We start from the raw sequence: 21,383 nt of genomic DNA, 5'->3' as shown, positions 1-21,383 counted from the left end.
CCCGCGGGCCGCAGGCAGCGCCTGCGGCCCCATGGATCACTCAGCGACCGGCCTGGTCCAGCTGGCGCTGCAGGCGCAGGGCCTCGCTGGCCTGGGTGGAGGCATCGAAGCTGGCCGCGCGCGGTGCGGCGAAGCGTGCATTGACGAACTGCAGGCCGTCGCTGCTGGCCGCATCGAGGATGCCCCAGTGGTCGGTGCCATAGCTGCGGAAGGCCACCGGCTGGCGGTTGAGCGCCAGCCCGGCGGCATACAGCAGGGTGTTGAGATACACCACGTCGCGGTCATGCACGCCATGGGCCATCAGCAGCGGGCGGTCGAAGCCGCGCAAGGGCATGCCGAAGTAGCTGCGCAGCTTCGGCGCCAGCCCCGGCACCGAGAGCAGCGGGGCACGGAACATCACACCGGTATTGGCACCATCCAGCGCGGCACTCAGCTCGCCCAGGCACAACTGGCGGGCCTGGGCCAGGCGCTGGCGTCCGGCGTCGGAGAGCACGCGGTCGATGCCCGGCTCGACCTGCAGCAGGCCCAGCAGCAGGTAGGCGTGGTAGGCGTTGACCGCGCCGGTGTTGGCGCTCAGGTTGCCCGGCTGCATCACCAGCGCGGTCAGGTCGACCGCGACCGGGGTGCCGGTGCCGAAGGTGCCGCGGAAATCCAGCGTAGGGCCGCCCAGATCGGTGGCCAGGTGCCCGGCCATGACCGCCGCGCCCGCGCCCTGTGAATGGCCGACCGACACCCAGCGATGGGAAAGCTGCTGCGCCGCCGGCAGGCCCGCGGTGTAGGTGCGGCTGGCCTTGACCATGTCGATGATGTTGCGCGCCGCGGTGGGGCCGTGCAGGTAGGCATGCTCGCCGACCGAACCCAGGCCCTGGTAGTCCGAGGCCACCACCGCATAGCCCTGGGCCAGGTACTGGTCCAGGTAACGGCCATCGCGCTCGGGCTGGTAGGGCCCGGACACGGAGGGCGCGCAGGCGTCGGCCACGCCCTGGGTGCCGTGCGCCCAGGACACCACCGGCCAGCCGCCAGCGGGGGCCGGGCCGGCCGGCAGGTAGATCAGGCCGGTGCTCAGCGCCGGGCGCTGCTGCAGGTCGCTGGTGACGTAGGTGAGCTTGTAGGCCTGGGCGGCCCGGGAGGGTACCCAGCTGGCCTGATAGGGCTCGGCGTGGACCACTTGGCCCGGCGTGCGGGCCTGGGCCAGCAGGGGGGCGGTGAGGGTCAGCCCGGCGGTGGCGAGCAGGGTCAGCGCGGCGCGACGGGCGCGCGTGGGGGTGTCATGCATCCTGGATGTCCATGTCTGCGCCGGCCACGACGTGGTCCGTTGCGCGGCCGCAGTCTGCAAGCCTGGCCTGGGCCAGACCGGGACGGCGATCGCAGCTTGGCCGCAGCGCCTGTCGCAAGCGGCCCACTTGGGCCGATTTGCAGCAGTTCCTATGTCGGTTCCGGGCCGGTTGCGGCGGCCAGCCCACGCCGCCCCAACGAAAAAGGGCCCCGATCGGGGCCCTTTTCGCGTCAAGACCGTGCGGTCTTGCTTACTTGCGTTCCATCTTGGCGTTGCGCTGGCCGGTGCTGGCCGACTTTTCGCCGGCGAACGGGTTCAGCTTGCGCACCATCCACGGGTACTTCGGCCACTTGCCTTGCAGCCACGGGTGTTCAGGCTGGTTCAGCTCGAGCACGCGGCGGGCGTCATCGGCCAGGGTCTTGTTGCCCAGGTGGGTGTAAGCCTCGCCCAGGGCCGCCACGGCGTCGTACTGGAAGGCGCTCTGCGGGTAGGTTTCCAGCAGGTAGTTGGCGCGGCCGGCCGCGGACACCCAGGCCTGGCGGCGCAGGTAGTACAGGGCGTTGTCCAGTTCGTGCTGGGCGAACACGTCGCGCAGTTCAATCATCCGCTGGCGCGCATCGGCGGCGTAGCGGCTGTTGGGGTAGCGGTCGGTGACGATGTTGAAGTCGGCGTAGGCCTGGCGCGGGGTGGACAGGTCACGACGGCTGGAGTCCAGCGACCACACGCGACGCAGGAATACCGTATTGCGGTTGCCGTTGGCCAGGCCGCGCAGGTAGTACAGGTAGGCGATGTTGCGGTGGGTCGGGTAGGTACGGATGAAGCGGTCGATGCTCGACACCGCGTCATCGTGCTTGCCGGCCTTGTACTGGGCGTAGGCGGTTTCGATCATCGCCTGCTCGGTGTACGGGCCGTACGGATACTGGGCGATCAGGCGCCGGAAGCCGGCTTCAGCGCCGCTCCAGTTGCCGCCTTCCATCAGGCGGTGGCTCTTCTCGTAGATCTGTTCGACCGGCTGGCCTTCATCCGGATTATCGCCTTTGGCGCCGCGATGGCAGCCGGTGGCGACGAGGGCCAGGACCAGCAACAGGGCGGCGGTGCGGACGGGCGCAGACAGCAAAGAAGAGCGTCGGATCATGGGGTCAGGGCGGGACGCGGCTGGAATACGAAGGGTCGATGATAGCCTAGTGGCCTGTCCTGCGACTGAAAGTGGTCGCCCGGACCCCAAAATTGTCTCCTTGCGGTGCTCTCCCCATGTCCGATAACGCTTCTGAATCCGAATCCCCCCGCCAGGCCGTCGTGCCCGATACCGCCGCTGGACGGCGCTTCGACGCCGTTCTGGCCGAGCTGTTCCCTGAATTCTCCCGCTCCAAGCTGACCGAGTGGATCAAGTCCGGCGACGTCCTGCTGGACGGCGTGACGGTGCGCGGGCGCGACCCGGTGCGCGGCGGCGAGGTCGCCAGCCTGCATGTCGTGCTCGACACCCAGACCCACGCCGAGCCGGAAGACATCCCGCTGGAGGTGCTCTACGAAGACGAGCACGTGTTCGTGATCAACAAGCCGGTCGGCCTGGTGGTCCACCCCGGCGCGGGCAACCCGACCGGCACCCTGGTCAACGCGCTGCTGTTCCGCGACCCGTCGCTGTCGGTGCTGCCGCGCGCAGGCATCGTGCACCGCCTGGACAAGGACACCAGCGGCGTCATGGTGATCGCACGCACCATCCAGGCACAGACCGCGCTGGTCGAGCAGCTGTCGGCACGCGAAGTGCATCGCCAGTACCTGGCCATCGTGGTGGGCGCGCTGGTCTCCGGCGGCACCGCCGATGCGGCGATCGACCGCCATCCGCGCGACCGCGTGCGCATGGCCGTGCGCGAAGACGGCAAGGATGCGATCACCCACTACCGCCTGCGCGAACGCTTCCGTGCGCACACCGCGCTGGAATGCCGCCTGGAAACCGGGCGTACCCACCAGATCCGCGTGCACATGGCGCACCTGCGCCACGCGATCATCGGCGACCAGCTGTACGGCGGTGCGTTGAAGCTGCCCAAGGGCGCCACCGATGAACTGGTTGCCGCGCTGCGCGGCTTCAAGCGCCAGGCCCTGCATGCCGAGACGCTGGAGTTCGTGCACCCGATCACCGGTGAGACCATCAGCAACAGCGCACCGCCGCCGGCGGACATGCTGGCGCTGATGCAGGCACTGCGCGACGACAGCAAGCGCTTCGCCGAGCTGGAACGCGGTCGCCGCTGATGGCTGCCGCGCTGCCCGTCCTGGCGGCCGCGTGGCCGTCCCTGCCCGGCGTGCACGCGTTGACCACGCTGCGCTTCGGCGCAGGCGGTTCGCAGCCGCCGTTCGACCAGTTCAACATGGGCAACCGCTATGCGGCCGACGGCGATGACCCGCAGCAGGTGCAGCGCAACCGCGACCTGCTGCAGGCCGGCCTGATGCTGCCGTCGGCGCCGCATTGGCTGCGCCAGGTGCACGGCACCACGGTGCTGCGCTTCGATGCGGCACCCACGGCGGTCGGCATCGATGCCGAGCCCACCGCGGATGCCGCGGTAACGTCGGTGCCCGGGGTGGTACTGGCGATTCTCACCGCCGATTGCCTGCCGGTGGTGTTCGCCGCGCGCGAGGGCAGCGAAGTTGCCGCTGCGCATGCGGGCTGGCGTGGCCTGGCCGACGGCATGCTGGAGGCGACCGTGGCGGCGATGCACACCGCACCGGCGCAGCTGCAGGCGTGGCTGGGGCCGGCGGCCGGGCCGGCGCACTACGAGGTGGGTGAGGACGTGTTCAGCGCGTTCGTCGCTACCGATCCCGGCGCGCAGGCGGCTTTCCAGACGACCCGCCCGGGGCATTGGAGGGTGGATCTGTATGCATTGGCACGCCGCCGCCTGCTTGCGGCCGGGATGCAGGCCGCGCATATCCACGGCGGTGATCGCTGCAGCATCGGCGAGCCGCAGTCGTTCTACTCGCACCGTCGCGACCGTCGCAGTGGTCGCATGGCCACGCTGGCATGGCTCGCGCGCTGAGCCCGCCGGTGGCTGAGCATGAGCAGGCGGTGATCGTCTTCGACGGCGTCTGCACGCTGTGCAATGGCTGGGTGCGTCTGCTGCTGCGTTTCGACCGCCGCGGCCGATACCGGTTCGCGGCGATGCAGGGCACGCACGGTCGTGCCCTGCTGCAGCAGCATGGGCTGGACCCGGAGGACCCGAGCTCGTTCCTGTTGCTGGAACAGGGCCGTGCCTGGACCGACACCGCGGCGATCCTGCGCGTGCTGTCCAGCCTGGGTGGGGCCTGGCGTTTGACCGGCGTGTTGCGCCTGCTGCCGGCCGGGCTGCGCGATCGCGGCTACCGGGTGCTGGCGCGCAACCGCTACCGCTGGTTCGGTCGCCACGACCAGTGCTATCTGCCGGACCCGGCGCAGGCGGCACGCTTCCTGGACTGACGCGGCGCGCCCCGCGCGTCTACGGGAGCCTCGGCGCCCGCATCGATCAACCGGCTTCGATCAAGGTGTAGACGATCCGCCGATTGCGTGCGCGGCCTTCCTCGCTGCGGTTGTCGGCCACGGGATGGTCGGGGCCATGGCCGACCGCGGTGAGCATCTGCGCGGGTACGCCCTGCGCCTGCAATGCCTGCACCACCGCCTCGGCACGCTGCTGGCTCAGCTGCCGGTTGCCGGCCGCATCACCGCGGCTGTCGGTATGCGCATCGATCTGCAAGCGTGTGCCGGGCGTTGCCGCCTGCAGTGCGACGGCGACGGCATGCACGGTGTCGTTGCAGTCGCCGGTCAGGTCGGCCGAACCGGGATGGAACTTCAGCCGGGTGCGATTGAGTGCCTCCAGCAGCGCAGGCGTCTCGGCGCCCGGGCGGAGCTGGGCCAGGGCGGCCAGGCCCGGTCCCCACAGGCCGCTGCTGTGCAGGTCGGCGAAGTCCCGGCGCAGCAGGCGTGACACCGCCAGGCGCTGCGGCTCGTCCATGGCCGCGGTGTCGACCTGCAACTGATCGCCGTCGAAGGCCAGCATCAGCCCGTCGCCCTGCAGCTGCGCCAGCCGGGAGGGCAGCCGGTGCAGCCAGCGGGGCGTGCGCACGCGGTGGTCCAGCGCGATATCGCCATGCACGTTGGCCTTGCCGTGCAGCGCGACCAGCGCGTTCCACAGCCTGCGCCGATCGGCTTCCGTGGGCAGGCGGCCCTGCACTTCGACGTGGTGCCCGCGTTGCTGCAGCACGAGCTGCGCGCTGCGCTGTTCGGTCACCTCGGCAGTCATCCAGAGCGGCGCGCGCATTTTCAGCTGCAGCCAGGTGGTGATGCCGATCAGCGTCACTGCGACCAGGGTCCACAGCAGGCTGCGCAGCGCCAGGCCGTGCATGGCCCGCGAGGGGATCGCGCCGCGCACGCTCAGCCGCTTCAGCTGCGGGTGGCGACGGGTTGCAGCCGCCACGGCCAGGGCATGCCCGCCGGGCGGGGTCATCACGTTGACCAGGCCGGGCAGCAGATCGCAGGCGATCACCCGGAACATGCCCGGCGGCAACACCGACCTGCGCGCCAGGGTGGCCAGCGCATGGGCGCCGATGGCGCGCTCCAGTTCGCTGGCGACGATCGGCTGCGAGGGCTCGGCGTGGCGCTGCCAGGAACGGAAGCGCGCACCCAGCCCGGCCTGCTCGAACTGCTGCTCCAGTCCGTCCAGGCCGAGTGGATGCGAGGCGATCCAGCCCACCAGCACGCCGACCACGCTGCGCGCGCGGTAGCCCAGGTCCAGCCGTACGGCGGCCTCTTCGATGAAACGGTCGAGCGCTGACATGCAATCTATCCCCTTGGAAATACGGTGCACGGCGGGGTGCACGGCGTGGCCCATGCGATATGGATGGGCTCTTGGGGGCGTCACTTTGGTCAGGGGCTGTCAATGCGAAATGAAATTTCAGGGGCGGCAGTGCTTTCGTTTTCGGGCCAGTGGCTGCGATTGCCGGCATCTATCGCCGCAGAGGCTTGTACGGCCGACGATGGCGGCTTTCACGGTGTCGAATGCGACGTGGCGACGGGTGGATTGCGCGGCGCGGAGGAGGTTGTTTCATCCGTAATCAATTCGGGCTGAAAACGTCGGTCGCGCGCGGCGCAAGACCGGTTTTCAGCACCATTGCGCATGCTGTACGGACAGGGACATGGCGCATTCACACCCGCCCACGGCGACGGTTCAACCGTGTTCGAGCGCGTCCAGGTAGGTCTGTCGCCAGTGGTTGATGTCGTAGGTGCGCAGGTGTTCCATCATGGCCTGCCAGCGCTCCAGCCGTTTGCGCAGCGGCATGGTGGCGGCGGTGGCGATGGCATCGGCGACACCGTCCAGGTCGTGCGGATTGACCAGCAGCGCCTGCTTCATCTCATCGGCGGCGCCGGCCAGCAGCGACAGCACCAGCACGCCGGGATTCTCCGGGTCCTGCGAGGCCACGTATTCCTTGGCCACCAGGTTCATGCCATCACGCAGCGGGGTGACCAGGCCCACCGCTGCGGCGCGGTAGAAGCCGGTCAGGGTGGCGTGGGTGAAGTTCTGGTTGACGTAGCGCAGCGGGGTCCAGTCGGGCTCGGCATGGCCACCGTTGATGTGCCCGGCGATCTGTTCGAGCTGGCTGCGCAGCTGGCGGTACTCGGTGACGTCGCCGCGCGAGACCGGCGCGATCTGCAGGTAGGTCAGGCTGCCGCGCTGGTCGGGATGGCGCTCCAGATAGCGTTCGAAGCCCTGGAAGCGTTCGGGCAGGCCCTTGGAATAATCCAGCCGGTCCACGCCGATGGCGAGCTGGCGGTTGCGCAGGCTGTTGCGCAGGTCGCGCACGGCCGGCTTGTTGGCGCCGGCCTTGGCCTGGCGCTCGATGTGCGCCGTATCGATGCCGATCGGGAACGCGGCGGCACGGAAGCGCCGGCCCCCGGGGGCCTCCAGTTCGCCATCGGCCAGCACCCGGCCGCCGCCGAACAGGCGCACATAGGATTGGAAGCGGTCGGCATCGCGCTGGGTCTGGAAACCGACCAGGTCGTAGGCGTACAGGCTGGAGAACAGCCGCAGGTGGTCGGGCATGGCCTGCAGCAGGTCGGCCGAGGGCATCGGCACGTGCAGGAAGAAGCCGATCCGGCAGCCCAGCCCGCGTTCGCGCAGCAGCGAGGCCAGCGGAATCAGGTGGTAGTCGTGGATCCACACGATGTCGTCGTCGCGCAGCAACGGGGCCAGCTTCTCGGCGAACAGCGCGTTGACCCGGCGGTAGGTTTCGCGGGTGGCGCGGTCGTAGTCGACCAGGTCCAGGCGGAAGTGCAGCAGCGGCCACAGGGTGCGGTTGGCGAAGCCGTTGTAGTAGCCATCGACATCGCGCTTGTTGAGGTCCAGGGTGACGTAGCGGATATCGCCGTCGACCTGTTCGTGCACGCTGCCGCTGGGCTCGCGCACCGATTTTCCGCTCCAGCCGAACCACAGCCCGCCACGTTCCTTGAGCGCGGCCTGCAGGCCCACCGCCAGCCCGCCAGCGCGGTTCTCGCCGGGTACCGCAACCCGGTTGGAAACTACCACCAGGCGGCTCACGAGGCTTCCTGCCAGCTGCGCGACAGGCGCATCGCGGCGGTGATCAGGCCCACGTGCGAGTACGTCTGCGGGAAGTTGCCCCAGGCTTCGCCGTTGTCGAAAGCGAGGTCTTCGGACAGCAGGCCCAGGTGGTTGCGCCGCTCCAGCAGGGTCTCGAACATGTCGCGGGCTTCGTCCAACCGGCCGATGGCCGCCAGTGCATCGATGTACCAGAACGTGCAGATGGTGAAGCTGGTTTCCGGTTCGCCGAAATCATCCGGCGCGACATAGCGGTACAGCGCATCGCCGTGCTTGAGGTCGCGGCCGATGGCTTCGACGGTGGCGACGAAGCGCGCGTCGTGGGCGTCGATGAAGCCGATGTCGGCCAGCAAAAGCAGCGAGGCATCGAGCCGGTGGCCGCCGAAGGTATCGGTGAAGTGGCCCAGCGCCTCGCTCCACGCTTCATGCAGGATGCGCGCGTGGATGGTATCGGCGCGTCCGCGCCAGTAGTCGGCGCGATCATCCAGCTTCAAGCGCACTGCGATCTTGCACAGGCGATCGCAGGCGGCCCAGCACATCGCGCTGGTGTAGGTGTGCACTTCGGTGCGTCCGCGGAATTCCCACAGGCCGGCATCAGGCACGTCGTGCAGCGCGAAGGCCTGCTCGCCGAGCGGTTCCAGCCGCGCGAAGGTGTGGGCATCGCCGGGGTCCTGCAGGCGCTGGTCGAAGAACAGCTGGGTGGAAGCCAGCACCACGCTGCCGTACACATCGTGCTGGCGCTGCACCCAGGCCAGGTTGCCGCGGCGCACCGGGCCCATGCCGCGGTAGCCGGACAGCGAGGCGACTTCGGTTTCTTCCAGCTTGGCTTCAAAGCCGATGCCGTACAGCGGCTGCAGGCTGCCATCGGCGGTGGCCAGGTTGAAGATGTAGCCCAGGAACTGTTCCATGGTGCGGGTGGCGCCCAGCCGGTTCAGCGTGCGCACCACGAAGGCGGCATCGCGCAGCCAGCAGTAGCGGTAATCCCAATTGCGGATGCTGCCCGGGGCCTCGGGAATGGAGGTGGTCATCGCGGCGATGATCGCGCCGCTGTCTTCGTACTGGCACAGCTTCAGGGTGATCGCGCTGCGGATCACCGCGTCCTGCCATTCCAGCGGGATGGACAGGTAGCGCACCCATTCGCGCCAGTAGTCGCGGGTGCGCTGGAAGGCCTCCTGCACATAGCCACTGAGCGAACGGTTGAGCGATTCGTCCACGCCCAGCACCAGGTGCACCGGATGGCTGAGCACGAACGGCAGGGCATCGCGCACGAAGCGCAGCGGCACATCGGTGGTCAGGCGCAACACCAGCTCGGGCAGCGTCCAGCGGATGTGGTTGCTGCCCCAGGTGGCGGCGGGCACGCGTGCACCCCAGTCGGCCAGCGGGCGTGCACGCACGATGATGCGCGGGTTGCCGGCAAGCGGACGCACCTGGCGGATCAGGCTGACCGGACGGTAGAAGCGATCGTTCTGGCGCCAGCGCGGGGCGAAATCGAGGATCTCAAGCGCGCCACCGTGCTTGTCGTGCAGCACCGTGCGCAGGATGGCGGTGTTGGTGAGATAGCTCTGCTCGCTGTGGACGAGGTCTTCCAGTTCGATGGCGAAATCGCCGCCTTCCTGTTGATTGGGGCCGAGCAGGGCACAGAAGGTCGGGTCGCCGTCGAAGGTGGGCAGGCAGCTCCAGACCACGCGCGCCTGTTTGTCGATCAGTGCGCCGAAACTGCCATTGCCGACCACGCCCAGGTCCAGGGTGGGTTCACTCATGTGGGGGGTACCTCGTCAGTAAGCGTTTTCGCGCAGCCAGGCGTGCACGCTGCGGATGTCCGGCAGGGCGAACACGGCGGCGCTGTCGGTGCGTGCGCCAACCAGCACGCTCCAGCCATGCAGGCCATTGGCCGCCTCGAAGCCGAATTCGTCGGTGAGGTCATCGCCGAGGAACACCGGCAGGCGGTCGCGGAACGGGGGGCGTTGCATCAGCTGGCGGATGGCGTGGCCTTTGTCGCTGCCTTCCGGCACGAACTCCACGACATGGTCGCCGGGTTGCAGGCGGTAGCCGGCGTGGCCGCGGATATGCCGTTCGGCAAAGGCGCGTACATCGCTGGCCGCATGCGGTGCGCCGCGCCAGTGCAGGGCGAGGCTGCGGCCCTTGTCTTCCACCCGCACACCCGGATAGCCATGCGCGAAGCGCATCGCCTGCTGATGCAGCGCATGCAGCCATTCGCCGGTATCGCCGTCCGGGCCGGGATCACGCACGCGGCCGAGATCGTGGCGCAACTGGTGGCCATGCAGCCCGGCGGCAGGCAGGGTGAGCGGGGCGAACAGCTGGTCGAGCTGCTCCAGCGGACGCCCGCTGACCAGCGCGACCGCGCCTTCGAGGCGGTCGCTGATGCGGCCGATGGCTTCGCGGATTTCCGGCAGCAGCTGTACCGCGGCGGGATCCTCGGCGAACTCGATCAGGGTGCCATCCACGTCGAGGAACAACGCGCAGGCGTCGTCAAGCAGTGGCGGCGGCGGACGTGGGGGGAAGTCGTTGGCCATGCCCGACAACATGCCAGCGTGGGCGTGATCGTCAGGTCATGGGTGAACGTTGCCGCCATTGCTGCGCAACGGGCAACACCGTGAGCACCTCTACGGGTCTACTGGGCTGCTTGCGCGTTACCTAGGCTGATCCCACCCGGCAACCTGTCGTGGTCTGGAGATCCCTCATGTTCAGTTTGGAAACTACTGCAATCCCCGCCGCGCCAGCGCTCGACGAGCTGGTGCCCTCACGCTATGCGTTGAAGGTGGGGGATATCGATGTGCTGGTGGTCAGCGATGGCGTGTTGCCGCTGCCCACCCAGATGCTCGGCCACAACGTCGAGGCGTCCGAACGCGCGGTGTGGTTCGATGAGATGTACCTGCCCAAGGACGCCTTCGACTGGGCGTTGAACGTGATGGTGGTGCACAGCGGCGAGCACACCATCCTGATCGACGCCGGTCTGGGCATGGACCCGGACCTGCAGCTGCCGCGTGCCGGCCAGTTGATCCGCCGCCTGGGTGCCGCCGGTATCGACCTGGCCGAGATCACCGATGTGGTGATCACCCACATGCACATGGACCACATCGGCGGGCTGCTGGTGGATGGGGTGAAGGCACGGCTTCGTGCGGACCTGCGGATCCACATCGCGGCCGCCGAAGTCGAATTCTGGAAGGCGCCCGACTTCACCCGCACCAACATGCCGCAGGGTTTTCCCGATGCGCTGCGTGCTACCGCCACGCACTTCTGGGCCGAGTACAGCGGCTATGTGCGGACCTTCGAGGACGTGCACGAGGTGGCGCCGGGTGTCACGGTCCACCGTACCGGTGGGCATACGCCGGGGCACAGCGTGGTGCGCCTGTCCTCCGCGGGTCAGGCACTGACCTTTGCCGGGGATGCGGTGTTCGCGGTGGGCTTCGAACAGCCGAACTGGCACAACGGTTTCGAGCATGATCCGGAGGCATCGGCGCGTGTGCGGCTGAAGCTGCTGAAGGACCTGGCCGGCACCGGCGAGATGCTGGTCGCCACCCACCTTCCGTTCCCGTCGGTGGGCCGGGTGTCGGTGGAAGGCGAGGCCTTCCGCTGGGTGCCGGTGTTCTGGGACTTCTGAGCGCACCCACGAAGGCGCTGCGGCGCCGGTAGGCGCAGCCGCTACTGGATGCTGGTCGTGCGCTGCGCGACCAGCCGCTGCAGCTTGTGCGGATTGCGCTGGACCAGGATCTCCACGATCTGCTCGCCGTCGGAATCCAGGGCCATTGCCGATTCCAGCACGCCGTCGAAGTAGCGCAGGAATCCAAGCCGTCCGTTGAGCATTGCAGGCTCGATGCGCAGCTGGGCCTTGCGGCGCAGGTGCGGGGCATACAACAGTTGGGCGATGCGCGCACCGCCCACCATCGGCTTGGGGAAACTGGTGACGATGCCGCCCCCGTCACCGATCAGGACCGCCGATTCGGCCATCAAGGCCTTCATCGTCCTGAAGTCACCGGTGGATACCGCCTCGGTAAAGCGTCGCATCAATCGCTGGTGTACCTCGTGCGGCACGGCGTAGGTGGCCGTTGCTGGCGCAGCTGCGTGCGCGCACGGTGCACGATCTGCCGGCACGCTGCCTCGGTCTTGCCGAGCGTGCGCGCGACCACGGCGTAGTCCTGGTCGAACACATCGTGCAGCAGGAAGGCGGCGCGTGCGTCCGGCGCCAGGCGCTCCAGTACGTTGAGGAAGGCGACGGACAGGTCACTGGCCGCTTCCAGCACATGCTCCGGGGTGGCCGTGTCATCGGTGAGCAGGGGCTCGGGCAGCCACATGCCGACGTAATGCTCACGTGTGTGCCGCGCCAGGCGCAGGCCATCGATCGCGCGCCGGGTGGTGGTGGCAACCAGCCAGGCCTCGGGGTTCTCGATGGTGTCCTGCGCGGCACCATGCCAACGCAGCCAGACATCCTGCACGACATCTTCGGCTTCAGCGGCGGTGCCGAGCATGCGGTACGCCACGCCGAACAGGCGGGGACGCAGGCGGGTGAACAGTTCGGTGGGATCGTCCATGCAGGGAAAGACGGGGCAGGTCCCCGGATTGTGACATCCGGCGACCGCCCCGACGCGCCGGCAGCAGCCGGGATCCCCCTGTGGCGATGTCAGTGCGCTGGCAGTACCGCAGGCGTGCCGATGTCCTTGAGCAGAAACACGACGAATTTCGCCGGTTCGGTCCCACTCGCGTTGCGGCCCACCGTATGCACATCCCGAGGGCCTTCGTGGAAGGCCTCGCCGGGGCCCAGGGTGACCTCACGTCCGCCGGCCACGCCCATCACGATGTGGCCTTGGAGCACATAGACGAATCCGTGGGCATCATGGCGATGCACGGGGTCGGCACCGCCGGGCGGGTATTCAACGGTGAGGATCAGTACTTCCTTGCCGGGATGCTCGGGCAGCGGCTCGGTCATCACGTCGTGCACGATCGGTGCCGGCGCCGCATGCGGCGGTGCGGCAGGCGCGGCGGTGGCGCTGCCCAGCGGCAGCAGGGCCAGTAAGGCCAGGGAGGGAAGGGAACGCATGGCGGGTCTCCTGCCAATGGCCTGCCACGCCGCAACGTGGGGGCCGGATAAAGAGCGCCAACGCGCAGGGCGCCGGCGCATCGGATTCAGGCCAGGCCGGCTTTGTCCAGGCCGTAGGCTTTGTCGAGCACACCCGGCGGGGTGCGGAAGGCGACGTTGGCGCGGTTCCAGGCATTGATGGCCATCACCGCATAGGTCAGATCGACGATCTCCTGCTCGGACAACTGGCTGCGCACGCGCTCGTACAGTTCATCGGGTACTCCGTGTGCGGGCAGCTGGGTCAGCACCTCGGTCCACGCCAGACAGGCGCGCTCGCGCGGGCTGAACAGGGCGGATTCGCGCCATGCGGCGATGTGGTGCAGGCGCAGTGGGCGCTCGCCCCTGAGGGTGGCCTCCTTGATGTGCATGTCCAGGCAGAACCCGCAGCCATTGAGCTGCGAAGCGCGGATGTTGATGAGGTCGTGGGTCGGGGCTTCGATCGTGCTGGCGTGGGTGGCCTGCGAAAAGCTGACGAGCTTCTTCAACAGCTCGGGTGACTGCTGTGTGTAGTCCAGACGTGCGGTCATGACGGTAGTGGCCTTCAGTGGAGTGGAATGAACGCCATGAGGCTAGAACCGGTGCGCTGCAGGGGGTAGGTAGGGACAGGGACGCACGGTGGTGTGGAAAAAACACCAATGTGCTGTCACAGCACCGGTTGCTGATCCGTCTGCCGGGCATGACCCCAGATTCCGCCCATCGCCGCACCCCGTTACCTGCCAGCGAGCGGGTCTGGCATGAATTCCTGGCCGCACTCGACGAGCTGCCCGCCGATGCCCGTGCCGTGTTGCTGCTGCACGACGTGCTGGGTGCCGGGATCGAGGAGATCGTCGCCCTGCTCGGTCTGGATCTGCGGGTCTGCGAGCACCGCCTGCAGCAGGCGCGCGCCTGCCTGTCCGCACACCGTGTCCCCTTGGAGCCTGGAACGCCATGACAACGACTTCGCAACCGCCCACGCCCACCGGCGGCCACGATTCCCTCAATGCATCGTTCTCCACCAGCTATGCGGGCGTGCTCGCCTTCATCGCCGTGGCCGCCGAAGGCAGTTTCGCGCGTGCCGGGGACCGCCTGGGCATAGGCCGCTCGGCGGTGAGCCGCAGCGTGCAGAAGCTGGAAAGCCAGCTGGGCGTGCGGCTGTTCCTGCGCACCACACGCTCGACCTCACTCACCAGCGAAGGCGAGCAGTTCCTGGAAGGATGCAGCCCGGGTGTGGACAGCATCCGCCAGGCGCTGGACGAGATGCGCGATCTACGCGACGGCCCGCCGAAGGGACACCTGCGCATCAGTGCAACCTACGGATTCGGCCGCTGTGTGATCGCGCCACTGCTGGCGGCCTTCCGCAGCGAGTACCCCGGGATTTCGGTGGAACTGCTGTTGGACGAACAGCCCCCGGACCTCGCCGCCGACCGGATCGACATCGCATTCCGCGATGGCCTGCTGGAAGACAGCCAGGTGATCGCCAAGCAGCTGGTACCGATGCAGCTGGTGGTCTGCGCGTCGCCAGCCTATGCGCGGGCCCATGGGCTGCCGGCCTCGGTGGAGGCGCTGGCCACCCATGCCTGCATCGGCCGCCGCCTGCCCGGCGGCCGGCTGCAGCGTTGGGAGTTCCGCGTGGACGGCGCCGCGGTGACGCCACAACCGGCCGCCGCGCTGGTGTTCAACGATGCGGACCTGGCCCTGCAGGCCGTCGTGGATGGCCAGGGGATCGCCCAGCTGCCCAGCTACCAGATGCGCGAAGCGCTGCGCGCCGGGGCCGTGGTGACCTGCCTGGATCGCTACGCCCCGCAGGATCGCGGCCACTACCTGTGCTACCTCAGCCGACGTCAGTTGCCCAAACGCATTCGCGCGTTCATCGATTTCAGCACCCAGCGGGTGCGCGCGCTGGATCTGGACGTGATGTCGCACTGGGAGATGCGCCAGCAGAGCGCCGCCCAGGAAGATCCGCGGACGCAGCCGGCGTGGGCATGACCGACATTGGTGCGTGCAGGGCAACAACGTGCGTCCCGGTGCGGACCTACCGCGGCAGGCCACGCGTTTCTACGCTGTTGCCGTGCCCGCGACACCCCACGTGCGCCCCTTCGTTTACTCCTGGAGAAATGTCATGAAGCTTCTCGTCGTCGGCGGTACCGGCCGGATCGGCAGCAAGGTGGTGGATCGCCTGCGCGCGGCCGGCCATGCGGTGGTGGTGGCCGCCCCCTCCACCGGTATCGATGTGTTGACCGGTGAAGGGCTGGACGCGGCCATGCGTGACACCGAGGTCGTGGTCGACCTGGCCAATTCGCCCTCGTTCGAGGATACGGCGGTGTGGTCGTTCTTCGAGACCGCCGGCCGCACCCTGCTGGCTGCTGCGAACAGCGCCGGCGTGAGCCACCACGTGGCGCTGTCGGTGGTGGGGACCGACAAGCTGGCCGCGAGCGGCTACTTCCGCGGCAAGATCGCGCAGGAGCGGTTGATCCGCGAATCCGGCCTGGGCTACACGATCATCCATTCGACCCAGTTCTTCGAATTCCTCCCGGGCATCCTCCAGTCCGCCGGCGGCAGCGGCAGCCTGCGCCTGCCCACCGCACTGGTGCAGCCGATCGCTGCCGAAGACGTGGCCGACGCGGTGGTCCGCGTAGCGTTGCGGCCACCGGTCAACGGTGTGGTTGAGATCGCAGGGCCGGAGCGGGCCTCGATGGCGGCATGGGCACAGCGCTATCTGGAGGCCACCGGCGATGCACGCACGGTGGTGGGTGATCCGCAGGCGGCCTACTTTGGTGCGCAGCTGCAGGATGACACGCTGGTACCGGGCGGGCCGGCGTGGACCGGTGCGGTCGGGTTCGCACAGTGGCTGCGGCAGGCCGGCCTGGCGCAATGACCGGGCTGCAGCCGCCGCCGCCCAGCGTGCTCGACAAGTACCACGGTGACGCGGTCCGGCCGTTGTATACCGGCCGGGTACGGGTGAGTGGTGGGCAGGCCCGGCACGGGCGTGCGTCCGGCGAAGTGCGCTCGGATGATGGTGCCCTTGCCGTGGACCTGCGCCTGCCGCCCGAACTCGGTGGTCCGGGCGGGGGTACCAACCCGGAACAGCTGCTGGCCGCCGGCTATGCAGGCTGCTTCCACGGCGCTCTGGTGCTGGTGGCCGCCCGCGCCGGGCTGGTGCTGGACAATCCCGGCATCGAGGTGGCAGTAACCTTTGCGCGCGACCCGGTGGATGGCCTGTATCTGCTGTCCGCGGAGATCATCGCCTACCTGCCTGGCATGGATCCCACGCTTGCCGCCGAGCTGGTACGCAACACCGAGCGGGTGTGTCCCTACGCGAAGATGTTCCATCACGGGATCAGCCACGTGGTGAAGGTGGCCGTGGACTGATCCCGCACACGCCCGGTAGCGCCGGGCCATGCCCGGCTGCACCATTGATCAGAACGTATACCGCACACGTCCGTAGTAATACGCACCATTGCTGCCCACCGGCGACAGCACGTCATACGGCAGGTTGCCGAAGTAGTGGATGTCCTCGTTGGAGCGATCGGAGTAGTTGTCGGTCAGGTTCTGCCCGCCCACCGCGACGGCCCACTGCGGGGTGATCTTGAATTCCACTTCGGCATCCAGCTGCCATTCCGCGCCGTAGGTCTGGCGCGGGATGTAGCCATCGCCGAAGTTGAACACGCGGGTGACGCTGCCGTAGCGGTTGACCCGGCTGCTCAGCGACCAGTGGTCGTTGCTCCAGCTGGCCGCCACCGAGCCACGGGTACGCGGGGTGGCGTCGGTGAGGGTGTTGGTTTCCTCCACGCCGAACAGCACGTAGTCCGGGTCCAGTGCGAGCAGGCCGGGCGGCGTGGCTAGCACATTCTTCAACGTGGTCTTGGTATAGGCGTAGGTGCCGGTCAGCAGCAGCTCGCCATCGCCCAGCGCGTGGCGCCAGTTGCTCACCAGTTCGGCACCGCGGGTGCGGGTGTCGGCGGCGTTGACGAAGAAGCTGGCGCTCTGCAGGCCGGTCACGCCGAACTGCTGCTGCACGTAGTTCGTCAGTGCATCGCCGGTGATGCTCTCCGACAGCGCGATGCGGTCGTCGATATCGATCTGGAAGAAGTCCAGCGAGAGATCGAAGTGCTCGCCGATGCGGCTGGTGAAGCCCAGGCTGGTGTTGAGCGACTTCTCCGGCTTCAGGTCACGCGCGCCCAGCCCACGGGCGATGGGGTTGTTGACCGACAGCACGCGGCCCTGCACCAGCTGGCCGGCGGCGTTGTAGCCGGTGGAGGTGGACTCGTAGCCGATCTGTGCCAGCGAGGGCGCACGGAAATTGTTGGAGATCGCGCCACGCAGCGCGAAGGCCGGGGTGAACTCATAGCGCAGGCCGAGCTTCCCGGTGAGTTCGCCACCGAAGTCATCGCTGTGTTCGTAGCGCGCGGCCAGGTCGCTGGAGAAGTGCTCACCGAACTGGCTGGACAGGCTGGCGTAGACGCTGGCGACATCGCGCGACAGCGACGTGGCGTCCTGCGGGGTCAACCCACCCCCGGCCTGCGAGCCGGTCGGGCGGTCGGTGAACGGGCCGGCGGCGTAGCTGTTGGGGTCGCCCGGACGGGTCTGGTAATGGTCACGGCGGGCTTCTGCGCCCAGGCCGAGGCTGTGCGTGGTGTTCTCGCCCTGCTGGAACACGCGGCCGAGATCGAGGTTGGCCACGGTCAGTTCGTTGCGGTAGTCGCCGGTCTTGAAGCGGGTCGGGCTGGTCGGGCCCAGCGAGGCGTTCAACGAGTTGCGCAGACGGTAGGTGAAGCTGTTGCTGCCGTAGTCCAGGCTGGCGTCGTAGTTCCACTCGCCCCATTGGCCCTTCGCGCCGGCCACGGCCTGGACGTCGCGGTTTTCGCCTTCGGAAATCGGGCGGTAGCCGTTCGGATAGATCTGCGCCCAGTTGGCGTCGCTGTCGGGGTAGCGGAAGTAGTTGGCGCCTTCGCTGTCGCGCTGGTTGAAGGTGCTGAAGAAGTAGAACTTCGAGGTCTCACCGAGCGGCAGCTCGGTGTTGATCCAGGCGTTGAGGTCCTTGGTCTTGCCATCGCCCAGCACATAGTTGCGCTTGCCCTGCAGCGCCAGGTTGGTGGCGCTCTGGTCCCACGGCGGAATCTGGTCGAAGCCGGCGCGGTTGGTGCCTTCGTGGTTCTTCAGCTCCAGGCCCACGCGCAGGAAGCCGCCGTCCTCGCCCAGGCGGGTGCCGACCTTGGCGCTGACGTAGCTGGTCTGGCCATCGGTAAGGGTGCGGTCGATCGGCTTGAGGTTGGTGTGGTTGGCACCGAAGCTGGCCTCGATCGCGCCGCCTTCCGGGGCGTCATCCAGGATCACGTTGATCACACCGGCCACGGCGTCCGAACCGTACAGCGCGCCGGCACCGTCGCGCAGCACTTCGATGCGCTTGATCGCGCTGACCGGGATCGCGTTGAAGTCGACCGGGGTGGTGCCCTTGCCGATCTTGCTGTCGGTGTTGACCAGCGCGCTGCTGTGCCGGCGCTTGCCGTTCACCAGCACCAGCACCTGGTCCGGCGACAGCCCGCGCAGCTGCGCGGCGCGGATGTGGTCGGCGCCACCGGAGTTGGACTGGCGCGGGAAGTTGAACGACGGCAGCAGCGCCTGCAGCGCGCTGCCCAGTTCGCCATTGACCACGCCGGCCTTGCGGATATCCTCGGCGGTGAGCACGTCCACCGGCGAGGTCGATTCCAGCACGGTGCGGTCTACTGCCCGGGTGCCGGTGACGATCACCGTGTCCAGCGTGGTGGCCGAGCCGGGCGCGTCCTGCGCAAGTACGTCCTGGGTGAGCAGGGGGGAAGCGAGGACGAGCGCGATGGCAAGGCCAAGGCGCGACGCGGACGGACGGGACATGCGGACTCCAGCAGACGACGAGGGGGAGGGGGGGGCTCTGGGGATTGCCGGGCATGAATTAGAGCTACCAATCCATCCGGATGAAGCGATATATTATCTTGGCGTGATGGTCCCCGCGATGCAAGTCCCATCGCGCGTGGGCATCAGCAGATAACCGCTGGTGATCTGCGCAGGAACCGGATGTCCTGCACCCTTCCTTCCCCCTGCATGCCTGTTTTCTGGAGTATTCGATGAAGTCCTACGCCGTTCTGTTCGCCCTGGTGCTGGCCGCCAGCGGTTGCGCGACTGCCGCCCCCGCCACCCAGCCGGTTCCCACGGCCGCCGCCACCGCGACCCTGCAGGGCGACGCTGCACGCCCGGATGCCGCGGCGGGCTGGGTGCGCAGCGAGCTGTATTTCGGCGTAGGCGAGGAGAGCGGCGCCTCCGAGCGCAAGCAGACCGATGCGATCAGCGAAGACCAATGGCGCGCCTTCCTGGACAAGAACGTCACCCCGCGCTTCCCCGACGGTCTGACCGTGTTCGATGCCTACGGCCAGTGGCTGTTCCGCGGCGCGGCCGAGCCCAACCGCCTGCGCACCAAGGTGCTGGTGGTGCTGCACGAAAACACCCCGCAGCGCCGCGCCGACATCGAAGCGATCCGCCTGGCGTGGAAGCAGGCCACCGGCCACCAGTCGGTGCTGTGGGCGCAGCAGGCGGTTGAAGTCTCGTTCTGAGCCGCTGCTGACCCGCGGATCCGGTGATCACCGGATTCGCACATCGGTGTCACCTGCACATGGCTAGGCTGGGCCTTCCCCCGTTCTGGAAGGTCCGTCATGAGCAAGCGCGTTGCCGAGATCGTGGTTGAAACCCTGCAGGCTGCTGGCGTGCGCCATTGTTATGGCATCGTCGGCGACACCCTCAACTACGTCACCGACGCCATTCACCGCAGCGAGATCGCGTGGGTGCACATGCGCCATGAGGAAGTGGCCGCGTTCGCTGCCGGCGCCGAATCGCTGGTCAGCGGGCGGCTGACCGCCTGCGCCGGATCGTGCGGGCCGGGTGGGCTGCACTTCATCAACGGCGTGTTCGAGACCAACCGCAACCGCGCGCCCATGGTGCTGATCGCCAGCCAGGTGGTCACCGCGGAACTGGGCATGGAGTTCCCGCAGGAAGTCGATTTCAAAGCCGTGTACGCCAGCTGCAGCGTGTTCTGCGAGCAGGTGCACAGTCCCGAGCAGGCACGCCGCGTGGTGACCCTGGCCTGCCAGGCAGCGATCAGCCGGCGCGGGGTGGCAGTGGTGATCCTGCCGGCCGACATCAGCGAGGCCGAGGTCAAGCACGATCCGCCGTTCTCGGTGCACTACACCCAGCCGGTGCTGCGCCCCAGCGATGCGGAGCTGCAGCGCATCGCCGCGCTGCTCGGCGAGGGCAAGCGCATCGGCATCTACGCCGGTGCCGGTTGCGAGCATGCGCACGACGCATTGGTGGCGCTCGGGGCCCGGCTCAAGGCGCCGATCGCGCACACCTCGCGGGCCAAGGATTTTGTCGAGTACGACAACCCGTACAACATGGGCATGACCGGCATTTTCGGCATCGAATCGGGCTACCACACGCTGATGGCCTGCGACACGCTGCTGCTGCTCGGGGCCGATTTCGCCTGGGGCCAGTACTACCCGGACAAGGCCACGATCATCCAGGTCGACCACGATGGCAGCCACCTCGGCCGCCGCCACCCGGTCAATCTGGGTGTGGTCGGCGACATCGGCCCGACGTTGCAGGCCTTGCTGCCCCTGCTGCCCGAGCGCGAGGACCGCAGCTTCCTGGACGAGTGCATCGGCCACCGCGACAAGGCACTGGCCAAGCGCGCCGAGGAGGAAAAACCGGGTGAGGGCGCGCTGATCCACCCGCAGCACCTGACCGCGCTGATCGACCGCCATGCCAGCGACGATGCGTTGTTCACCGCCGACGGCGGCTCGCCGATGGTGTGGATCCTGCGGCATATCCGCGCCAACGGGCGGCGCCGCACCCTGACCAGCCTGCTGCACGGCACGATGGCCAATGCGATGCCACAGGCGCTGGGCCTGCAGAAGGCGTACCCGGGCCGACAGGTGATTTCGCTGTCCGGCGATGGCGGCATCGCCATGCTGCTGGGCGACCTGCTCACCGCGATCCAGGAAGAACTGCCAATCAAGGTGGTGGTCTACAACAACAGCTCGCTGAATTTCGTCGAGCTCGAGCAGAAGGTCGAAGGCTTGCTGGACAACTACACCGACCTGAAGAACCCCGATTTCGGCCGCCTGGCCGAGGTGATCGGGTTCTACGGGCGCACCGTGACCCGCTCCGAAGACCTGGAGCAGGCGGTCAAGGACTTCCTGGCCCACCCCGGCCCGGCGCTGCTGGATGTGCACACCAGCCCGACCGAACTGGTGATGCCGCCGCAGATCGAGGCCAAGCAGGTGGCCGGTACCGCGCTGTATGCGGCCAAGGCGCTGCTGCATGGGCGGGTAGGGGATGTGCGCGACCTGCTGGCGAACAATTTCCTCAACAAGCCCTGAGCCAGCGGCCGGCACTACCGGTTGCTGTCGATGTGCGTCCCCCGGCGTTCCATTCATGT

At 68.1% G+C, this 21,383-nt stretch carries 21 protein-coding genes; 10 read left to right on the top strand and 11 right to left on the bottom strand.

The genetic code is table 11. The features are described from left to right. Positions 1–40 precede the first annotated feature (40 nt). Positions 41–1,276, bottom strand: a complete 1,236-nt coding sequence (locus AC3IPM_RS15090) for a lipase family protein (RefSeq protein WP_489300817.1) — start codon at positions 1,274–1,276, stop codon at positions 41–43. A gap of 250 nt (positions 1,277–1,526) precedes the next feature. Then, complete coding sequence (locus AC3IPM_RS15085) at positions 1,527–2,411, bottom strand: outer membrane protein assembly factor BamD (RefSeq protein WP_489300816.1); 885 nt, start codon at positions 2,409–2,411, stop codon at positions 1,527–1,529. A 116-nt stretch (positions 2,412–2,527) separates the two neighbouring features. Here AC3IPM_RS15085 and rluD point away from each other — a divergent pair, with 116 nt between their 5' ends. The 3 genes from rluD to AC3IPM_RS15070 are packed head-to-tail and all read left to right on the top strand — an operon-like array spanning position 2,528 to position 4,718. Further along, positions 2,528–3,523, top strand: a complete 996-nt coding sequence (rluD, locus tag AC3IPM_RS15080; RefSeq protein WP_489300815.1) for a 23S rRNA pseudouridine(1911/1915/1917) synthase RluD — start codon at positions 2,528–2,530, stop codon at positions 3,521–3,523. Continuing rightward, a complete protein-coding gene (pgeF, locus tag AC3IPM_RS15075; protein ID WP_489300814.1) occupies positions 3,523–4,302 on the top strand; it encodes a peptidoglycan editing factor PgeF in 780 nt (259 codons plus the stop codon). Before rluD ends, pgeF begins: the two co-directional genes overlap by 1 nt. Next, the gene (locus AC3IPM_RS15070; protein ID WP_489300812.1) at positions 4,287–4,718 is read left to right on the top strand and encodes a thiol-disulfide oxidoreductase DCC family protein; all 432 of its coding nucleotides are present in this window, start codon (positions 4,287–4,289) and stop codon (positions 4,716–4,718) included. Before pgeF ends, AC3IPM_RS15070 begins: the two co-directional genes overlap by 16 nt. Before the next feature lie 46 nt (positions 4,719–4,764). Here AC3IPM_RS15070 and AC3IPM_RS15065 read toward each other — a convergent pair whose 3' ends face one another. From AC3IPM_RS15065 to otsB, 4 genes are all read right to left on the bottom strand, one after another. Then, entirely contained in the window at positions 4,765–6,072 is a 1,308-nt protein-coding gene (locus AC3IPM_RS15065) for an OmpA family protein (protein WP_489300811.1), read from the bottom strand. Between the two features lie 390 nt (positions 6,073–6,462). After that, positions 6,463–7,830: an alpha,alpha-trehalose-phosphate synthase (UDP-forming) gene (gene otsA / locus AC3IPM_RS15060; RefSeq protein ID WP_489300809.1), complete on the bottom strand. Its 1,368-nt coding sequence runs from the start codon at positions 7,828–7,830 to the stop codon at positions 6,463–6,465. Continuing rightward, a complete protein-coding gene (locus tag AC3IPM_RS15055) occupies positions 7,827–9,608 on the bottom strand; it encodes a glycoside hydrolase family 15 protein (RefSeq protein WP_489300808.1) in 1,782 nt (593 codons plus the stop codon). The genes otsA and AC3IPM_RS15055 overlap by 4 nt, the downstream gene beginning before the upstream one ends. Positions 9,609–9,623: 15 nt before the next feature. Further along, positions 9,624–10,382 carry a trehalose-phosphatase gene (otsB, locus tag AC3IPM_RS15050; RefSeq protein WP_489300807.1) on the bottom strand — a complete coding sequence of 253 codons (759 nt, stop codon included), beginning with the start codon at positions 10,380–10,382 and terminating at the stop codon, positions 9,624–9,626. Positions 10,383–10,549: 167 nt separating this feature from the next. On the opposite strand from otsB, the gene AC3IPM_RS15045 reads away from it, so the two are divergent. Then, a complete protein-coding gene (locus AC3IPM_RS15045; protein WP_489300805.1) occupies positions 10,550–11,470 on the top strand; it encodes an MBL fold metallo-hydrolase in 921 nt (306 codons plus the stop codon). 41 nt (positions 11,471–11,511) lie between these two features. Here the strand turns inward: AC3IPM_RS15045 and AC3IPM_RS15040 are convergent, their stop codons facing one another. The 4 genes from AC3IPM_RS15040 to AC3IPM_RS15025 all read right to left on the bottom strand — a co-directional run bounded on the left by AC3IPM_RS15040 (position 11,512) and on the right by AC3IPM_RS15025 (position 13,470). Further along, complete coding sequence (locus tag AC3IPM_RS15040; protein ID WP_489300804.1) at positions 11,512–11,874, bottom strand: sigma-70 family RNA polymerase sigma factor family protein; 363 nt, start codon at positions 11,872–11,874, stop codon at positions 11,512–11,514. Beyond that, positions 11,874–12,398: a sigma-70 family RNA polymerase sigma factor gene (locus tag AC3IPM_RS15035; protein ID WP_489300802.1), complete on the bottom strand. Its 525-nt coding sequence runs from the start codon at positions 12,396–12,398 to the stop codon at positions 11,874–11,876. The genes AC3IPM_RS15040 and AC3IPM_RS15035 overlap by 1 nt, the downstream gene beginning before the upstream one ends. A gap of 89 nt (positions 12,399–12,487) precedes the next feature. Continuing rightward, positions 12,488–12,904, bottom strand: coding sequence for a cupin domain-containing protein (locus AC3IPM_RS15030; protein WP_489300801.1), 417 nt, complete (start codon positions 12,902–12,904; stop codon positions 12,488–12,490). An 86-nt stretch (positions 12,905–12,990) separates the two neighbouring features. Then, positions 12,991–13,470 carry a carboxymuconolactone decarboxylase family protein gene (locus AC3IPM_RS15025; RefSeq protein WP_489300800.1) on the bottom strand — a complete coding sequence of 160 codons (480 nt, stop codon included), beginning with the start codon at positions 13,468–13,470 and terminating at the stop codon, positions 12,991–12,993. A 149-nt stretch (positions 13,471–13,619) separates the two neighbouring features. On the opposite strand from AC3IPM_RS15025, the gene AC3IPM_RS15020 reads away from it, so the two are divergent. From AC3IPM_RS15020 to AC3IPM_RS15005, 4 genes are all read left to right on the top strand, one after another. Continuing rightward, entirely contained in the window at positions 13,620–13,874 is a 255-nt protein-coding gene (locus AC3IPM_RS15020) for a sigma factor-like helix-turn-helix DNA-binding protein (RefSeq protein WP_489300799.1), read from the top strand. Next, complete coding sequence (locus AC3IPM_RS15015) at positions 13,871–14,908, top strand: LysR family transcriptional regulator (protein ID WP_489300798.1); 1,038 nt, start codon at positions 13,871–13,873, stop codon at positions 14,906–14,908. The genes AC3IPM_RS15020 and AC3IPM_RS15015 overlap by 4 nt, the downstream gene beginning before the upstream one ends. A gap of 133 nt (positions 14,909–15,041) precedes the next feature. Then, complete coding sequence (locus AC3IPM_RS15010; protein WP_489300797.1) at positions 15,042–15,797, top strand: SDR family oxidoreductase; 756 nt, start codon at positions 15,042–15,044, stop codon at positions 15,795–15,797. Next, entirely contained in the window at positions 15,794–16,291 is a 498-nt protein-coding gene (locus tag AC3IPM_RS15005) for an Ohr family peroxiredoxin (RefSeq protein ID WP_489300795.1), read from the top strand. The genes AC3IPM_RS15010 and AC3IPM_RS15005 overlap by 4 nt, the downstream gene beginning before the upstream one ends. A 48-nt stretch (positions 16,292–16,339) precedes the next feature. Here the strand turns inward: AC3IPM_RS15005 and AC3IPM_RS15000 are convergent, their stop codons facing one another. Continuing rightward, positions 16,340–18,790: a TonB-dependent receptor plug domain-containing protein gene (locus AC3IPM_RS15000; protein ID WP_489300794.1), complete on the bottom strand. Its 2,451-nt coding sequence runs from the start codon at positions 18,788–18,790 to the stop codon at positions 16,340–16,342. 230 nt (positions 18,791–19,020) lie between these two features. Between AC3IPM_RS15000 and AC3IPM_RS14995 the strand changes: the two genes are divergently transcribed. Both AC3IPM_RS14995 and AC3IPM_RS14990 read left to right on the top strand, forming a co-directional pair. Then, a complete protein-coding gene (locus AC3IPM_RS14995) occupies positions 19,021–19,503 on the top strand; it encodes a DUF3574 domain-containing protein (protein WP_489300793.1) in 483 nt (160 codons plus the stop codon). A gap of 99 nt (positions 19,504–19,602) precedes the next feature. Beyond that, positions 19,603–21,324 carry a thiamine pyrophosphate-dependent enzyme gene (locus AC3IPM_RS14990; RefSeq protein ID WP_489300791.1) on the top strand — a complete coding sequence of 574 codons (1,722 nt, stop codon included), beginning with the start codon at positions 19,603–19,605 and terminating at the stop codon, positions 21,322–21,324. Positions 21,325–21,383 lie beyond the last annotated feature (59 nt).

The organism is Stenotrophomonas sp. GL_111 (assembly GCF_057835245.1).
Note: the sequence above shows the minus strand (reverse complement) of the source record. Positions and strands in the feature narration are given on the sequence as shown.

What these genes read in the sequence shown, in the direction of transcription:
- AC3IPM_RS15090 (WP_489300817.1), bottom strand. Translation starts at nt 1,276, where the DNA reads ATGCATGACACCCCCACGCGCGCCCGTCGCGCCGCGCTGACCCTGCTC.
- AC3IPM_RS15085 (WP_489300816.1), bottom strand. Translation starts at nt 2,411, where the DNA reads ATGATCCGACGCTCTTCTTTGCTGTCTGCGCCCGTCCGCACCGCCGCC.
- rluD (WP_489300815.1), top strand. Translation starts at nt 2,528, where the DNA reads ATGTCCGATAACGCTTCTGAATCCGAATCCCCCCGCCAGGCCGTCGTG.
- pgeF (WP_489300814.1), top strand. Translation starts at nt 3,523, where the DNA reads ATGGCTGCCGCGCTGCCCGTCCTGGCGGCCGCGTGGCCGTCCCTGCCC.
- AC3IPM_RS15070 (WP_489300812.1), top strand. Translation starts at nt 4,287, where the DNA reads ATGGCTCGCGCGCTGAGCCCGCCGGTGGCTGAGCATGAGCAGGCGGTG.
- AC3IPM_RS15065 (WP_489300811.1), bottom strand. Translation starts at nt 6,072, where the DNA reads ATGTCAGCGCTCGACCGTTTCATCGAAGAGGCCGCCGTACGGCTGGAC.
- AC3IPM_RS15055 (WP_489300808.1), bottom strand. Translation starts at nt 9,608, where the DNA reads ATGAGTGAACCCACCCTGGACCTGGGCGTGGTCGGCAATGGCAGTTTC.
- otsB (WP_489300807.1), bottom strand. Translation starts at nt 10,382, where the DNA reads ATGGCCAACGACTTCCCCCCACGTCCGCCGCCGCCACTGCTTGACGAC.
- AC3IPM_RS15045 (WP_489300805.1), top strand. Translation starts at nt 10,550, where the DNA reads ATGTTCAGTTTGGAAACTACTGCAATCCCCGCCGCGCCAGCGCTCGAC.
- AC3IPM_RS15040 (WP_489300804.1), bottom strand. Translation starts at nt 11,874, where the DNA reads ATGCGACGCTTTACCGAGGCGGTATCCACCGGTGACTTCAGGACGATG.
- AC3IPM_RS15035 (WP_489300802.1), bottom strand. Translation starts at nt 12,398, where the DNA reads ATGGACGATCCCACCGAACTGTTCACCCGCCTGCGTCCCCGCCTGTTC.
- AC3IPM_RS15030 (WP_489300801.1), bottom strand. Translation starts at nt 12,904, where the DNA reads ATGCGTTCCCTTCCCTCCCTGGCCTTACTGGCCCTGCTGCCGCTGGGC.
- AC3IPM_RS15025 (WP_489300800.1), bottom strand. Translation starts at nt 13,470, where the DNA reads ATGACCGCACGTCTGGACTACACACAGCAGTCACCCGAGCTGTTGAAG.
- AC3IPM_RS15020 (WP_489300799.1), top strand. Translation starts at nt 13,620, where the DNA reads ATGACCCCAGATTCCGCCCATCGCCGCACCCCGTTACCTGCCAGCGAG.
- AC3IPM_RS15015 (WP_489300798.1), top strand. Translation starts at nt 13,871, where the DNA reads ATGACAACGACTTCGCAACCGCCCACGCCCACCGGCGGCCACGATTCC.
- AC3IPM_RS15010 (WP_489300797.1), top strand. Translation starts at nt 15,042, where the DNA reads ATGAAGCTTCTCGTCGTCGGCGGTACCGGCCGGATCGGCAGCAAGGTG.
- AC3IPM_RS15005 (WP_489300795.1), top strand. Translation starts at nt 15,794, where the DNA reads ATGACCGGGCTGCAGCCGCCGCCGCCCAGCGTGCTCGACAAGTACCAC.
- AC3IPM_RS15000 (WP_489300794.1), bottom strand. Translation starts at nt 18,790, where the DNA reads ATGTCCCGTCCGTCCGCGTCGCGCCTTGGCCTTGCCATCGCGCTCGTC.
- AC3IPM_RS14995 (WP_489300793.1), top strand. Translation starts at nt 19,021, where the DNA reads ATGAAGTCCTACGCCGTTCTGTTCGCCCTGGTGCTGGCCGCCAGCGGT.
- AC3IPM_RS14990 (WP_489300791.1), top strand. Translation starts at nt 19,603, where the DNA reads ATGAGCAAGCGCGTTGCCGAGATCGTGGTTGAAACCCTGCAGGCTGCT.